This is a genomic window from Streptomyces sp. NEAU-174 (assembly GCF_052665095.1).
On record NZ_JBQTCE010000019.1, the window covers coordinates 45,715 to 59,137 of the forward strand.

At 68.4% G+C, this 13,423-nt stretch carries 14 protein-coding genes; 8 read left to right on the top strand and 6 right to left on the bottom strand.

Annotated features, from left to right (window positions below):
- The first annotated feature begins 6 nt into the window (after positions 1 to 6).
- Positions 7 to 417 carry a DUF2000 family protein gene (locus tag ACT2CW_RS40245; RefSeq protein WP_445520170.1) on the top strand — a complete coding sequence of 137 codons (411 nt, stop codon included), beginning with the start codon at positions 7 to 9 and terminating at the stop codon, positions 415 to 417.
- Between the two features lie 46 nt (positions 418 to 463).
- Here the strand turns inward: ACT2CW_RS40245 and ACT2CW_RS40250 are convergent, their stop codons facing one another.
- Positions 464 to 1,384, bottom strand: a complete 921-nt coding sequence (locus tag ACT2CW_RS40250) for an AraC family transcriptional regulator (protein WP_445520171.1) — start codon at positions 1,382 to 1,384, stop codon at positions 464 to 466.
- Positions 1,385 to 1,503: 119 nt separating this feature from the next.
- On the opposite strand from ACT2CW_RS40250, the gene ACT2CW_RS40255 reads away from it, so the two are divergent.
- Together ACT2CW_RS40255 and ACT2CW_RS40260 are read left to right on the top strand one after the other, a co-directional pair.
- Positions 1,504 to 2,487, top strand: coding sequence for a zinc-dependent alcohol dehydrogenase family protein (locus tag ACT2CW_RS40255; protein WP_445520172.1), 984 nt, complete (start codon positions 1,504 to 1,506; stop codon positions 2,485 to 2,487).
- 108 nt (positions 2,488 to 2,595) lie between these two features.
- On the top strand, positions 2,596 to 2,925 hold the full coding sequence (locus tag ACT2CW_RS40260) for an antibiotic biosynthesis monooxygenase family protein (RefSeq protein WP_164430520.1): 330 nt from the start codon (positions 2,596 to 2,598) through the stop codon (positions 2,923 to 2,925).
- Between the two features lie 120 nt (positions 2,926 to 3,045).
- Here the strand turns inward: ACT2CW_RS40260 and ACT2CW_RS40265 are convergent, their stop codons facing one another.
- Positions 3,046 to 3,609 (bottom strand): flavoprotein, encoded by a 564-nt coding sequence (locus tag ACT2CW_RS40265; protein WP_445520173.1) that lies wholly within the window; start codon positions 3,607 to 3,609, stop codon positions 3,046 to 3,048.
- A 133-nt stretch (positions 3,610 to 3,742) separates the two neighbouring features.
- Between ACT2CW_RS40265 and ACT2CW_RS40270 the strand changes: the two genes are divergently transcribed.
- Both ACT2CW_RS40270 and ACT2CW_RS40275 read left to right on the top strand, forming a co-directional pair.
- A complete protein-coding gene (locus ACT2CW_RS40270) occupies positions 3,743 to 4,927 on the top strand; it encodes a helix-turn-helix domain-containing protein (RefSeq protein ID WP_445520174.1) in 1,185 nt (394 codons plus the stop codon).
- A gap of 282 nt (positions 4,928 to 5,209) precedes the next feature.
- Entirely contained in the window at positions 5,210 to 5,542 is a 333-nt protein-coding gene (locus tag ACT2CW_RS40275; RefSeq protein ID WP_445520175.1) for a hypothetical protein, read from the top strand.
- Between the two features lie 523 nt (positions 5,543 to 6,065).
- On the opposite strand, the gene ACT2CW_RS40280 is transcribed toward ACT2CW_RS40275, so the two are convergent.
- Entirely contained in the window at positions 6,066 to 7,088 is a 1,023-nt protein-coding gene (locus ACT2CW_RS40280; protein ID WP_445520176.1) for an ArsR/SmtB family transcription factor, read from the bottom strand.
- 163 nt (positions 7,089 to 7,251) lie between these two features.
- Between ACT2CW_RS40280 and ACT2CW_RS40285 the strand changes: the two genes are divergently transcribed.
- From ACT2CW_RS40285 to ACT2CW_RS40295, 3 genes are all read left to right on the top strand, one after another.
- The gene (locus ACT2CW_RS40285; protein ID WP_445520177.1) at positions 7,252 to 7,626 is read left to right on the top strand and encodes a hypothetical protein; all 375 of its coding nucleotides are present in this window, start codon (positions 7,252 to 7,254) and stop codon (positions 7,624 to 7,626) included.
- Between the two features lie 1,176 nt (positions 7,627 to 8,802).
- A complete protein-coding gene (locus ACT2CW_RS40290; RefSeq protein ID WP_445520178.1) occupies positions 8,803 to 9,711 on the top strand; it encodes a zinc-binding dehydrogenase in 909 nt (302 codons plus the stop codon).
- 71 nt (positions 9,712 to 9,782) lie between these two features.
- Complete coding sequence (locus ACT2CW_RS40295) at positions 9,783 to 10,700, top strand: cupin domain-containing protein (protein ID WP_445520179.1); 918 nt, start codon at positions 9,783 to 9,785, stop codon at positions 10,698 to 10,700.
- Between the two features lie 72 nt (positions 10,701 to 10,772).
- Here the strand turns inward: ACT2CW_RS40295 and ACT2CW_RS40300 are convergent, their stop codons facing one another.
- The 3 genes from ACT2CW_RS40300 to ACT2CW_RS40310 all read right to left on the bottom strand — a co-directional run bounded on the left by ACT2CW_RS40300 (position 10,773) and on the right by ACT2CW_RS40310 (position 13,248).
- A complete protein-coding gene (locus ACT2CW_RS40300; RefSeq protein WP_445520180.1) occupies positions 10,773 to 11,324 on the bottom strand; it encodes a GNAT family N-acetyltransferase in 552 nt (183 codons plus the stop codon).
- On the bottom strand, positions 11,321 to 11,878 hold the full coding sequence (locus ACT2CW_RS40305) for a YciI family protein (protein WP_445520181.1): 558 nt from the start codon (positions 11,876 to 11,878) through the stop codon (positions 11,321 to 11,323). Before ACT2CW_RS40305 ends, ACT2CW_RS40300 begins: the two co-directional genes overlap by 4 nt.
- A 68-nt stretch (positions 11,879 to 11,946) precedes the next feature.
- Positions 11,947 to 13,248 carry a sialidase family protein gene (locus ACT2CW_RS40310; RefSeq protein WP_445520182.1) on the bottom strand — a complete coding sequence of 434 codons (1,302 nt, stop codon included), beginning with the start codon at positions 13,246 to 13,248 and terminating at the stop codon, positions 11,947 to 11,949.
- Positions 13,249 to 13,423: the final 175 nt, after the last annotated feature.

Genomic DNA, 13,423 nt, shown 5'->3' on the forward strand with positions numbered 1-13,423 from the left:
GACGGCATGCGCTTCGACACCAAGATCGCCGTCATTGTCCGCACCGACCTCGCCGACTGGCAGAAGCTGAACGTGACCGCCTTCCTCTCCAGCGGCCTGGCGCACGCCTCGGACGAGATCGTCGGCAAGCCGTACGAGGACGCCTCGGGCAATGTCTACCTGCCGATGTTCCGCGAACCGGTCCTCGTCTACGCCGCCGACGCCCCCGCCCTCACCCGCACCCACGCCCGCGCCCTCTCCCGCGACCTGCCGATGTCCCTCTACACCGAGGACCTCTTCGCCACCGACAACGAGGACGACAACCGCGCCTCGGTCCGCGCCGTCGATGCCGACGCGCTCAACCTGGTGGGCCTCGCGGTCTACGGGCCGCGCGGCCAGGTGGACAAGGTCACGAAGGGCTTGCGGCTGCACGGCTGAGGGACGGCCGGGGATATGACACAGGTTCTGAGCCGCCGCCGACGGCTCAATGGGCCGTCAGCTTCCGCCAGGCGCCGGGGGTGACGCCCTCCCTGCCCGAAAAGGCACGGCTCAACGCGCTGCCGGTGTCGTATCCGACTCGGACAGCGATCTCCTGGACACTCAGCTGCGTCTCGCGGAGCAGGACCTTGACCCGGTACATGCGCCATGCCGTGAGGTAGCCCAGCGGGGTGTCCCCCGTCCTCTCCTTGAACAGGGCGGCGAACGCCGAGCGTGACATCCCCGCCGTGCGGGCGAGTTCCTCGACCGTCCACGGATGGGCCAGGTCCGCGTGCAACTCCTCCATGGCGACCGCCAGTCGCGGATCTCGCAGCGCGGCGATCCAGCCGACGGTCCCGCCGCCGACATCCGCACAACAGGTCCGCAGCGCCTGGACGAAGAGCACATCGGACAGACGGCTCATGATGAAGCCACCACCGAGCCCGCCCGCCGCGCTCTCCCGCGCGATGAGGTCGAACGTGGTGCGCAGGAGTTGACTGGACGCGTCGTCCAGATTCAGCCGGAACACCGGCGGCAGGAGCGCGAAGAGCGGTTCTGCCGCCACGGCGTCGAAGGCGAACCGGGTGGAGACGATCTGCGTGAGCTCACCGTCGCCCCCGACCCGCGCCGAGTCGCCGGGGACCTGGGAGACCAGTCCGTCGCAGTCCACGACCTCGCTGCCCGCCTCGTCCTGAAGCGTGAATCTCACCCCCGCCCGGACCAGGAAGCAGTCGTTCGTCTCCAGCCGCTGCGGCCCGGCGAGCGTGTCCGCGACGAGCCGGCACCCACCACGGGAGATCAGGACCAGCCGGGCGAGGTGCCGGGGAGGGAACGAGATTCCCCAGGGCGCACGGGCGTCCACCCGCACATACCGCGCGTCCTCGATCTTCATCGTGGCGAGAAGGTCGTCGATCGGATCCCTCTCCACTCCCTTGGGTCTCCCCTGACCTCTCATGGACGATCTGCGCCAAACCATGGACGCCAAGATACAGATCGTCCAGCCGAGCGCGCCTATCGTGGAGGCGACATACCAACGAAGGGTGGCAAATGCGTACATTCCAGATGGGATCTGGCGGTGGTCTGATCGCCTCGGCGGAGCGCCCGGTGCCGAGCCCGTCAGCGGGCGAAGTGCTCGTACGAGTGAAGGCCAGCTCCCTCAACGCACGCGATCTGCTCATCGTCACCGGCCGGTACGCCGTCGACGTGCCGCCCGGACGCATCCCGCTCTCCGACGGCGCGGGCGTCGTGGAGGCGGTCGGGGAGGGAGTCTCGCGCTTCCGCGTCGGGGACCGCGTCGTGGGCACCTTCCACCCGACCTGGCTGTACGGCCCGTTCCCCGAGTGGGGGCAGCTGCGCGGCACCCACCGCGACGGCTGGCTCACCGAATACCTCGCCCTCGACGAGCAGAGCCTGGTCGCCGTGCCGGACCAGCTGTCCTTCGAGGAAGCCGCCACGCTTCCGTGCGCCGCGCTCACCGCCTGGTCGGCCGTAAGCGGCGTCGGCCCCGGGGACGCTCTCCTGGTCCAGGGCTCGGGCGGGGTATCGGTCTTCGCGCTCCAGTTCGCCCGCCTGGCCGGCGCACGCGTCCTGGCCACGACATCCAGCGACACCAAGGCCCAACGCCTCAGCGCTCTTGGCGCATCCGATGTCATCGACTACAGCAGCACACCGGAGTGGGGCGCGCGGGTACGGGAACTCACCGGCGGCGGCGCCGACCGCGTCGTCGAGATCGGCGGCGCCGGAACGCTCTCCCAGTCCATCGACGCCGTCGCCCAAGGCGGCCAGATCGCCCTTGTCGGCAACCTGGCGGCGGGCGGCGGCATGGACGTGACGCGGTTCTTCCGTCGCGCGGCGACCCTCCGGTCGATCAGCGTCGGCAGCCGGAGCGACTTCGAACGGATGAACAAGGCCATCGGCCAGCACCGGCTCCGGCCCGTCATCGACCGCGTCTTCCCCTTCGAGGATGCCCTGGAGGCGTTCGCGCACTTCGAGAAGGGCCCACGTTTCGGCAAGGTCGTCATCAGCCACTGAGCGCCACCGAGCGCCGTCTTCACACGTCCTTGACCGCCGGATGTAGCAGACTGCGCACAGAGTCGAGACCAGGGCGCCGACCGGCGTCCGCCGCGTGAGAGGTGTCTAGTGCCCAGCGTTGTAAAGATCAATGTGCTGACCGTGCCGGAGGAACAGCGCGAGGTGCTGGAGAAGCGCTTCGCGTCGCGCGCCGGGTCCGTGGAGGGCTCCGACGGCTTCGAGTGGTTCGAGCTGCTGCGCCCGGTCGAGGGGACCGACCAGTACCTCGTCTATACGCGCTGGCGCAGCGAGGAGGACTTCCAGGCGTGGATGGAGGGCCCGATGAAGGCGGCCCACCAGCGCGGCGGCGAGGACGCCCCGCAGCAGAAGCCCGCCGCGTCCGGCTCCACGCTGTGGTCCTTCGAGGTCGTCCAGCAGGCCGCGCCCAAGCAAGGCTGACCCGGGCTCTTGGAACCAGCGCTAGCCCCCTGACCAGGCCAGGGGGCTAGTGGTTTCGTGCTGTGCCCGTCAGGCGGCTGTGAACTCGCCTGCCCATTGGCTGCACCGTCCGGGGGCGGCTCATGCACCGCGGGGATCGCGCCCGCTGACGGCTGAAGCGACGGCTTCGAGGGCCAGGTGCCACGGATAGCTTCCCGGTCGACCTTGGCCCGGCTTGTTGGGTACGAAACCGCCTTCCCCGTACAGCACACGCACCCCCATCGCGCGGAGCGTGGCAACGCTGACGTCGAATTGGGTGTGCTGGACGTAGGCGGCGTTGACGCACGGCATGGTCACAGTGGGGATGCCCTTGCCGATGGCCTCGGCCACGAATCCCACGATGAACTTCTCGGTGATCCCCAGGGCCCACTGGTTGATCGTGTTGAAGGTGGCGGGTGCCAGGACAGCGACATCCGCGGGAGGCCAGACGTCCGGCTCCCAGGGCAGCTTGTACTGGCTGCGCACCGGGCGTCTGGTCAGCTCCTCCAACGCTGGCAACTGGTCGTCAAGCCAGCGTGCTGCCGTGGGGGTCAATCCAAGGCACACGTCCCAGCCGTCGGCCTGTGCCCGTGCGATCACGCCGGCGATGTTCAGCACGGGCGGGGCGGCGCTTCCGAACAGGTAGAGGACACGGTTCGCGGTCATGCGGGCAGTCCACCGTTCGGCACCCTCCCTCCGCAAACCCTGCCCGCTCAGGGTTGAGATCGCCGTTCACCGTCTTCCGCCGTGACCGGGTGGGTAGCGTTTCCGTTGATTGAGTCACGGAAGGGAGGCATGCATGCCGCTCCCCGACGACGAGCACACGGGCGCTCGGATCGCACATCACCGGAAACGGACTGGACTGACTCAGCGTGGGCTGTCTCAGAAGATTCCCTACTCCTACAGCCTGCTCACCCAAGTCGAATCCGGGCACAAGCCGGCCAGCCCCGACCTGGTGGCCGCTGTTGCGAAAGCGCTGTGCATCGACGTCACGGCGCTGACCGGCCAGCCCTACGTGACCGAGCTACAGCAGGACCGGTTGGCCGCGCTGGTCCGCCCGATCCGGGAAGCCCTCGATCTTTACGACCTGGGGGCCGATCCGGCCATCACACCGCGCCCTGATTCTCAGCTCATCACCGCTGCCCACACTCTGTGTCAGCAGGTCCGGGCCACGAAGCTCTATGACGCTGCTCTCGATCTCCCAGGAACGATGGCGGAGATCACCACAGCCGCGTATCGGACGCCGTCGTCCGAGCTGTGGGGCGCCCTGTCGAGTACCTACCGCACCGCGCACGACCTGGCCGTGAAGCTGGGCTACTACGACTTGTCCACGGTGGCTCTGGACCGTATGGAGTGGGCCGCCTCGCGGGCCTCCGATCCGCTGCTGTCCGCAGTGCGCCAGTACATGCGGGCCCTCGTCTACTTCCGAGTGGGCGAGTACACCATCGGTCAGCGGCTCGTAGCCTCCGGGCAGGGGCTGCTGGCCCAGTCTCCGCAGACGCGAGAGCGGCATGCCGTCGCCGGACAGCTTCACCTCGGAGCAAGCATCATCGCTGCCCGCGCTCATGACGAAGACGGGGTCAAGAACCACCTCACCGAGGCCCGGTCTTACGCGGACCGGACAGGCGAAGCAACGGACGTGCACTGGCTGTCCTTCGGCCCCACGAATGTCACCGTGCACGCGGTGTCGGCTCATGTCGAGATGCGGCACTACGACGAAGCCTTGCAAGAGGCCGCGAAGGTGCGGATACCGAAGGACTGGGCAGTCTCCCGCGCCGCGCACTTCTACGTGGACCAGGCACGCGCCCAGATGGAAGCGGGGCGCTCTGAAGCGGCCTTGAAATCGATCGTGACCGCGCGGAAGCTGGCGCCGCAGCAGACCAGGTACCACGCGGGCGCTCGCGAGACCATCCGCGGCCTGATCCACTTGTCCCGTCGCACCCCGGACAGCCTGGATCACCTGGCCGCTTGGGTGGGCCTCTGACACTTTCACCGCAGTAGCCCCCCGCTTTCACTCAACTGTGAAAGTTGGGGACTTCGCATGTCACCAGCATGAATACTCAGCCGGTTTTTCATCCGCCACAGGACCCCGGCGACGCGGGCGTGCGCCCCGGGGCGTGGCCACCCTGAGGAAGCAGGTCGACATGCGGAACTGTATCGGCAGGGTCTTCGAACCGTTGGCGAGAGTGCTACGGCCCGGTTGGGGACGTCAGAGCGTGCCTCGTGTGGGGCTGCTGTGCGCGCCGCACGGGATGGTGGTGGTCAGGTGAGTGCGCAACCGCGATTGCTGCCGTGGCCCGGCCCTGCCGGGAAACCGTGCTACCTGGTGTCGGACGCGGGCAACACGGGATATCTGTCGCGCCTAGCCGACGAGATGGAAGCAGTCCAGCTCCAGATGGGCGCCGAACTCATCGGTCACGCCCGCTTACTGCTCCGCGACCGAAAAGCGGGAACCGGGGAGCTCCGCTACCTCTCGAACCGCCTGATCGAGGCACTGCAAGACGCCCTCCAAGTCGCCGAGAGCCGCGGCGGGCGTCTGCGGGTGCCCGACGAGCGCGAGATGGACGGACCGACTCAAGCGAGCGAGGGGGACGGATGAGTCGGGCGTCAGAGGGCTGACAGGTCGGCCCCGCACCGGGGCGTGGTCTGCGTCCCGGGAACGACGGTCTGCTTGAACTGCCCCTTCACATTCTCCGTCCCGGCCGCGCATCCCTGGCATCACTGGTGCTGACGGTGGTGGAAGCGGAGCAGTTGCACGCCGCCTTGTGTTACGCGCTCGGCGACAAGCCTGCGCCTGAGGACACGCCGGAGTGCCGAAAGCCGGTGCGCTACCCGGGTGGCCGACAGAAGTACTGAGGCTGCTTAGCTCGGGCCCCGGGGGGAATATCGCGCCCCCGGGCGACCCGACCTCAGTAGCCATGGACCTGGCAGTGCGCTCGGTGCTGGAGGACTACTCACCACCTGCGCCTGAGAAACTGCTGTCGGCGCGTCGAGCCCCCTCGGTGATGAGCCGGGAGCTGTGGCTGGGTAGCCAGTGACCGGTCAGCCATACGCGGTCGAGCCATCACCGTCTTGACGAATTCCGCGCCGAACAGCCTGTTCTCACGGACGTCGGTTCGTTCTCATGCGCAGCCTCGTGGGGAAGCGGTTGAAGCATTGAGCAGTGTGATTCCGGCGGGCGTGAGGGCATGGAGCACCGCATTGCGGTGGCGGCTGGTGGTCGTCAGGCCTGCGGTGCGCAAAACGGTGGCGTGTTCGCTGGCGCTAGCTGGAGCGACTCCTGCGTGGCGGGCCAGTTCGGTGGTGGTGCAGCCGGGGTGATCGGCGATCGCGCAGAGCACGGTTGCGCGGGTGCGGCCGAGAAGCGCGGTCAGGGACCGCCGAGCGCTGGTCAGCGTCGCGGCGATGGCCGGAGATGGGATGCGCATATGCTCGCCGTGGCGCATCGGGAAGATAATCCAGGGTTGAGAGCCTTCCCTGTCATCCATGGCGGGGAAGGATCCCTCGAAGAACGATGGGATCAGCAGCAGCCCGCGGCCGTTGAGGTGGACGTCACGGCTGGGTCCCGAGGCCAGGGTGAGTTCCAGCACGGGTGGGTTCCACCGAATAAAGCGGGGATTGAGGCTGTTCAGAAGTCCTTCGACCCCGTCTTCGGCCAAGTGCCGTATGCGGACGGCACGATCGGCGAGGGCCATACGGGCGATCTGTGGCCAGTATGGCGAAACCAGCTCGTCATAGGCGTGTCCCAGCATGTCGACCAGACCTTGTAGTGCTTGAGGTTCCTTGCCGAGTCGATGGATCCATGCTGGAACCTTCGGTTGGTGCTCCGCCCACCCCTGTAGGTCGTCACGCAGATTGGCCGGAGCAGTGCGGCGCACCTCCTCAAGAAGCACCACGGGACTGCCGGCGTCTGCGGGGGTGAGAAAAGGGGCGGAATACCCGTTCTTTGGGATCAGGTCGAAGAGCATGCGCACGCGTGGGTTCAGGCTGATGGATGCCCGATGCCTCCAGGCATCCAAGCCGACCGGCTGGGTCGTTTTCTGGAGCAACCGGACGGCGCTGCCCAGTTCCAGCAGGGGGCGGGGGCCCTCCGCCAAGCGGGTGCGGGCCAGGTCATCGGAGGTGAAGTGCACACGCAAAGCCACAGGGAGATTTTTCCGGTCCGTCGTCATTCGGGCCAGGCCGAATCACGTCGACTGGGTTGCGGCTGAGCAGCAGCATGGGGTCCGGGCCACCGGGTTTCTACGGTCTGCTCGATTTTTGCCGTTCGGCCCGCATCACCTTTCGAGAGATGACAAGGGGAGTCACATGCGCAAGAAGATTGCCGCGCTGGCCGTGGCCGGGGGCGCCGCCCTGGCACTCACGGCCCCCCTGGCCACCACCGCCCAGGCGGCCCCGGCCAGCAGCATCACCCGCACGAGCGCCTGCGCCCAGTTCATCGGCACCTACACCTACTGGAGCGACAACACCGGCTGGTACGGCTACAGACTGGCCGGCAGCATGACACGAACCTGCTCGGGCAGCGGATGGCACACGCTCGAGGTAACCGGCGACCACAAGGTCACCGGCTCCTACGAGAGGTCGCAGAGTGACCTCTTGAGTAAGGGCCAGTGGGTGGCAGTCACAGGGTTCTCCGCGGACAGTAGCGTCAAGAACATTCGCATCGCACTCATCGACGGCTGACAGTGCCGCGCCTCTTGCGCGGCTGGCCGCACCGCCCATGTGGTGTGGCGCGACTGGCCGCGCCTGCACCACTTCAGCCGCCTGTTCCGGGTCACCTACGGGATATCACCGTGGGACCACTACTGCTGTCGCGCCCGATAGGTAAAACATCCAGGAATGAGGAGTATAAATTCATGCGTATTCGCTCTGCCATTGCGAGTGTGGCGCTCGGAACCGCACTCACTGTGGGCGCTCTCGCGGTCCCGGCTCAGGCGACTGAACCGGTAACCCATGAGACGGCTCCCACCCAGGCCATGGCCAGCTGGCACACAATCGACACGTTCTTCCTCTACGAGTCCTGCTACAACGCGAAGCTCAGCCTCGAGTACAGCACCGGCTGGGTATTGAGATGCTGGGGTGGGGATTGGCTCAACGACTGGCAGCTCCAGAGGTGGTACTGATCGTCGGCTGACCTCTGCCCGCCAGGGGCCGGGCCGACCACAGACGCGCCGGCCCTGCCCCTGCAAGACAGCGGATGCCGCGAGAGCATGACGTTCGGTCGCCCCACACACATCGCAGTCGTGGATCGTTCGAGGGTGAGGCAGCTGTCCTTAGTTCCGACACGTGCGTTGTCGCTTCAACGCGCCCGGTCACTCGTCGAGGACGGTAACGACGTCGGCGAACCGGACTGGTCATGGTGGTTGACCGACAGGGAAATTGACGGCCATTGGGGTCACACACTTCAGATCGCAGGTGACGTAAAGAAAGCCATCGAGCGGCTACCGCAATCCGCGCAACCAGGGTGTGGCGTCGGGACCGGCTACGCGAGTATGTCATCCGCACGGCTCGCACAATGCCTACTGGACGTCCATGCCTGGCGCGACGCGGAAGACGTCATCAGGTCCCTGGTCACCGCCGCACCCGGAATCTCCTCGGGGCGGACCCTCCGCCTCATCGGTCACGTCGCCAAGCGGCACGAAACGCTGACCGGTGCGCCGACAAGCCTTACGGACACTCTTGAGCACCTGGCGGAAAAGCTCGATGAGGACCCATTCACGCTGCGATACGCGAGTCGTGCTGACACAGATCGTCAACTGATTGATTCTCACGGGACTGGTCGCCGTCCTGGCCGTGCGTAAGGGTTTTGCGTACCGCGCCGAGTGTTCAGGCGCATCCACGAGAGAAGGAACCACACCCATGCGCGCCCTTGTGGTCGATCACGGCGAGGCCGGACCCGTCCGGTTCGCCGATGTCGATGAGCCCGTGCCGTCCAGCGACGAGGCGTTGGTCGAGATACGGCACATCGGTCTCAACTTCGGAGAGCTGAATTACGTGCACCAGTGGCCGGCCGGCGCTGTGCACGGTCACGACGCGGCCGGCGTCGTGGTGCGCGCCGCGTCTGACGGCTCGGGGCCGCGCGAAGGTGCGCGCGTCGCACTGGGAATGGCTCCCCACGCGTGGGCGGAGCGGGTGGCAGTCAGCCCCGCCTCGCTCGGCACCGTCCCCGAGGGCGTGGACCTGGCCGACGCCGCCGCGCTGGGGATCGCCGGAGTCACCGCGTTGCGGGTGCTGCGCAAGCGTTCCCTGCTGGCGCGCGACGTCCTGGTCACCGGCGCCAGCGGGGGCGTGGGGCACTTCGCCGTCCAGCTGGCGGCGCTGGCGGGCGCCCGGGTGACGGCACTGGTCGGTTCGCCGGACCGGGCCGCCGGACTCCGCGAACTCGGCGCCGACGAGGTCCTGACCGACCTGGCCGAGACCGAGGACCGGTTCGACCTCGTCCTGGACACGGTCGGCGGGCCGCTGGTGGGCCAGGCGTGGAGTTCCCTCGCCGAGGGCGGCACCATCCACCTGGTCGGTTACTCCTCGGGGCAGGAAACCACGTTCCCGTCAGGGGCCTTGTTCGGCTTCGGCGAACCCCGCTCCATCGCCACCTACGGCGACATGACGCCGACCAGCGGGGAGCTGACGGACCTGCTGGGCCTCATGGCCGCCGGAAGGCTCTCCGCACCGGTCGGACTGCGAGGCGACTGGCAGGACGTGGACGACGCCGTCCGGGCGCTGTTCGCGCGGAAGGTGCACGGAAAGGTCGTTCTCGACGTGGCCTGAAGCTGTGCACGAGGGCACCTGCGCCGTCGCCCGCCGGTGGGCGGTTCGCGGCGGTGGACGAGAATGGACCCATGGACGTGCTGGCGGAGGTCTTGCGTGTTTCGGGTGCGCGTGGGGCGCTCGGGGTCAGGCTGAAGGCCGGAGGAACCTGGGGCCTGTGGCTGGACTCCTATCCAGGAGCGGCGCTCCACGTGGTGTCCCGTGGCACGATGTGGCTCCACGTCACAGGCGAGAAACCTCTTCAGGTGCAGGCCGGAGACGCCGTCCTGGTGTCGCCGGGCACCGCACACGGGATAGCGGGCGGCGCCAGCGTGACGATGGGTTCCTGCGACCGTGAGGCGGCGGCCCGGGCTTTTGGCGATGGCCGAGCCCTGCGGCTGGGCTCGGCGCCGGTGCAGACGGAAGTGATCGTCCTGCACTATGAGCAGGACCCGGAGGTGAGCACGCCGGTGCTCACCTCCCTCGCCCGGCCGATGCACGTCACAGCCCGCCAGAACGCGCAGCTCAGAAGGACCGTCGAACTCCTCGCCGCAGAGCTCGCACAGCCGCAGATCGGCACCACCGCCGCCATCAACAGCATCGTCGACCTTCTGCTCGTCCAGTTCGTACGCGCCTGGCTGGCCCGCCACCCGGAGGAGCGGTCAGGCTCATGGCTGGGCGCGATGCGTGACCCGGTCGTGCGCGACGCCCTGGCATGTGTCCACGACCAACCGGAACGCCCCTGGACCACGGAGACCCTGGCCGCCGCGACGAGCGTCTCCCGGGCGACGCTGTCCAGGCACTTCCGGTCCGCCCTCGGTCAGACGCCGGGCGCGTACATGACGCAGTGGCGCATCGACCTGGCGTCCGTCCGGCTCCGCGATACCGATGAGCCGGTCGAGTCGATCTCCGGCGCGGTCGGCTACGCCTCTCCGCACGCTTTCAGCCGTGCCTTCCGACGTGCCCGGGGCATGGCCCCGGGCGAGTACCGTTCCCGACTTCGCACGTGATCGCGGGCCCCCCTGAAGGCGGCCCCCAGCACGGCGGCGAGGGTGCTCCTCTCGAACCGCCTGGAAGACCGCTCAACCGGACGGCGTGACCGGGGACCACACGCCGAACCACTGCTCGGCGTCGTAGGCCTCGTACCGTTCCACCTCGGTGAACCCCAGCTTTGCCGCAAGGCGCATCGAGCGCTCGTTGGCGGTCTGGGTGCGCAGCACCACCGACTCGCCGGGAAGCGCGTCGGCGAACCAGTCGAGCGCCGCCGCGCACGCCTCGGCGGCGTATCCGCGTCCCCACGCCTCCGGCAGGAACAGGTAGCCGATCTCGGCCCCTCCGATATCCGGACGGGTATGCCCCGGACTCTCCGCGTCGTGCCGATCGAGCTTGACCATGCCGATCATCGCACCATCGAAATCGATCACGAAGAGGCCGGGCTGCCGCCCTGGTATCTCGGGCACCGCGCGGTCGAGCTCAGCACGCGGTCGAGGGCCACCGAGGTAGATATGCACCTCCGGTGAGGCGAGCAGCTCGATGAACGTGGCACGGTCCCGGGCCTCGGACGCGCGGAGCACGAGGCGTTCGGTCCTTATCGGGGCGGGGGGCCAGGCGACGGGTCCGAGTGCGCGGGTCATGACGGTCGCCCGCCGAACTGCCAGTGGTGGACCTCGATGTCCGCGTACCGGTCCGGGGTCAGGACGGCGCGGGCCGTCTCCGGGTCGGGTGCTCGGACCAGTGCCGCCGTACCCAGCCAGGTGCTTTCGTCGTCGGACAGCAGTGGTCCGTAGGCGATCAGCTCGTCCCGGTCGGCGGGCGGGGCGACGTCGGCGGGGTCGCGCGAGCCCCAGCCCAGGCCGAGCACCAGGAATCGGGTGCCCCCGGTCCGGCCCCCGGGGAACTCCCACATCGTGCGTCCCAGCACGTTGCGCCACCGCCGCAGCAGTACGTCCCGGTACACACCGGCCTGGTAGCCCGGCTCGTCGAAGGCGAAGGAGCGGGCGGCGGGCGGGTCGGGCAGGTCGACGATGTGGACGCTGCCGGTCGGGGTTCCGTCGGCGGCGGAGAGGGTCGGTCCTCGGGCGATCATCTCCGCCGCGTACCGATCCATGTAGGACCAGTGCTGTTCGACCAGTTCTTGGCGCAGAGCGAGCGAGCCGATCCGGTCGCGGTGGTAGCAGAAGAACTCCATGCCCGGCAGTCTTTCGCCGCGTGGGCGGCCGGTACAGCGGATATCGGCGGGAGCGGTCGGCGGCCGGGTCATATGCCGTCCGTGGCGTGGTAGGGGCGGCACACTCCGCCGTCGTAGTCGGTCGCGATCTCCAGCAGTTGGTGCCCGTCGGCCGACGGCAGCAGGCTGGAGCTGTAGTTGGGGCAGAAGTCGATCTTGTCGGACTTCACGGCGACGGGGGCCGGGATCTCCTTCCAGGCGCCCTCTCCGCCCTTGCTGTTGGTCCAGACCGTGCGCCCGCTGCCCTCGGCCTTGCTGCCGTCCGCGTTGTACATCACCTGTCCGACCATCAACAGCTTGCCCTGCGGATTCCCCGCCTCCGGCGCCCAGGCCAGGGTTGGCGCGTGCTTGAAGTACTTGCCGTCCGCCGTCTGGGGCCGGGTGCCGAGGTTGGCGGGGTCGCCCCAGTCCCAGCCGTCGGAGGAGGTGCGGTAGTGCACGACGCACGAGAACTTGGGGTCGTCGGAGCAGATCTCGTACGTCATGACGTACGTGCCGTTCGGCAGCTTACGTACGACCGCCATGCCGGGGCGGTCGGAGACCGGGGCGCTGGCGACGGTGTCATGCGGGCCGTCCCAGGAGACGCCGTCCCGTGAGCGTACGGCGACGAGCTTCTGGCTGTGGCGCGGATCGGTCTCGTCGGAGTAGTGGCAGACCAGGTTGCCGTCGGCGTCGATGGAGAACTCCGGCTCCCACAGCCCGTTGGCGTTCGGCGCGGAGGCGACCGTGGAGAGATAGGTCCAGCTGCGTCCCACGTCGGTGCTCTTGAACACGCGTATCGACATATGGCGGTCGGCTTTGGGTACGTCCTGGCCGAAGGAGGCCGCCCACAGCAGCGTGCCGGCCGGCATGTCACCGACCTGTTGCGGCAGTTCGTAGAGGACCGAGCAGCACAGCCCCTTGCCGTCGGCGGACGCGGGGTCGGCGATGGTGCCCACCTGGTTGAAGTTCGCTCCGCCGTCGGTGCTCTCCTGAATGGCGCCGATGCCGTTGCCGCCGCCCGGGACGACGGTCGAGGCGAGCACGCGGCCGTTGTTCTTCCCGCTGTGCTCCAGACGGATCGCCCGGGGGTAGAGGCCCGCGCCGTCGCGCAGCGGCTTGGGGTCCGTCTTCCGCAGGGCCGCCGCGCCGCCCTCGCCGTTCTTCGCCTCGGCGTCGGGGGAGCCGCCGGAGCCCTGGGAGCCGGAGTCCCGGGAGTCGGCTGCGGTGGAGGTCCCGGCTTTGGTGGCGCCGTTGCCCTGGCAGGCGGTCAGCCCGAACGCGGCGACGGCGGCCACCGCCGCGGCGGCGACCTTACGAGCGTGGTGATGTCCAGTGCGGCGGCGTGACATGAGACTCCCCCCTGTGTCGCGGGTGGCCCCCGTCCCTGTCCTTCGGGGGGCCCGTGACACCCAGGCTGTCCGCCGCCGCTGATGATCCCCTGCCGATCGGCTAACGCGTCGCTAACCGCCTCGGTCGCCTCATGGCCGCCTTCATGGCCGCCTTACGGTCAACAGGCGGTCAACG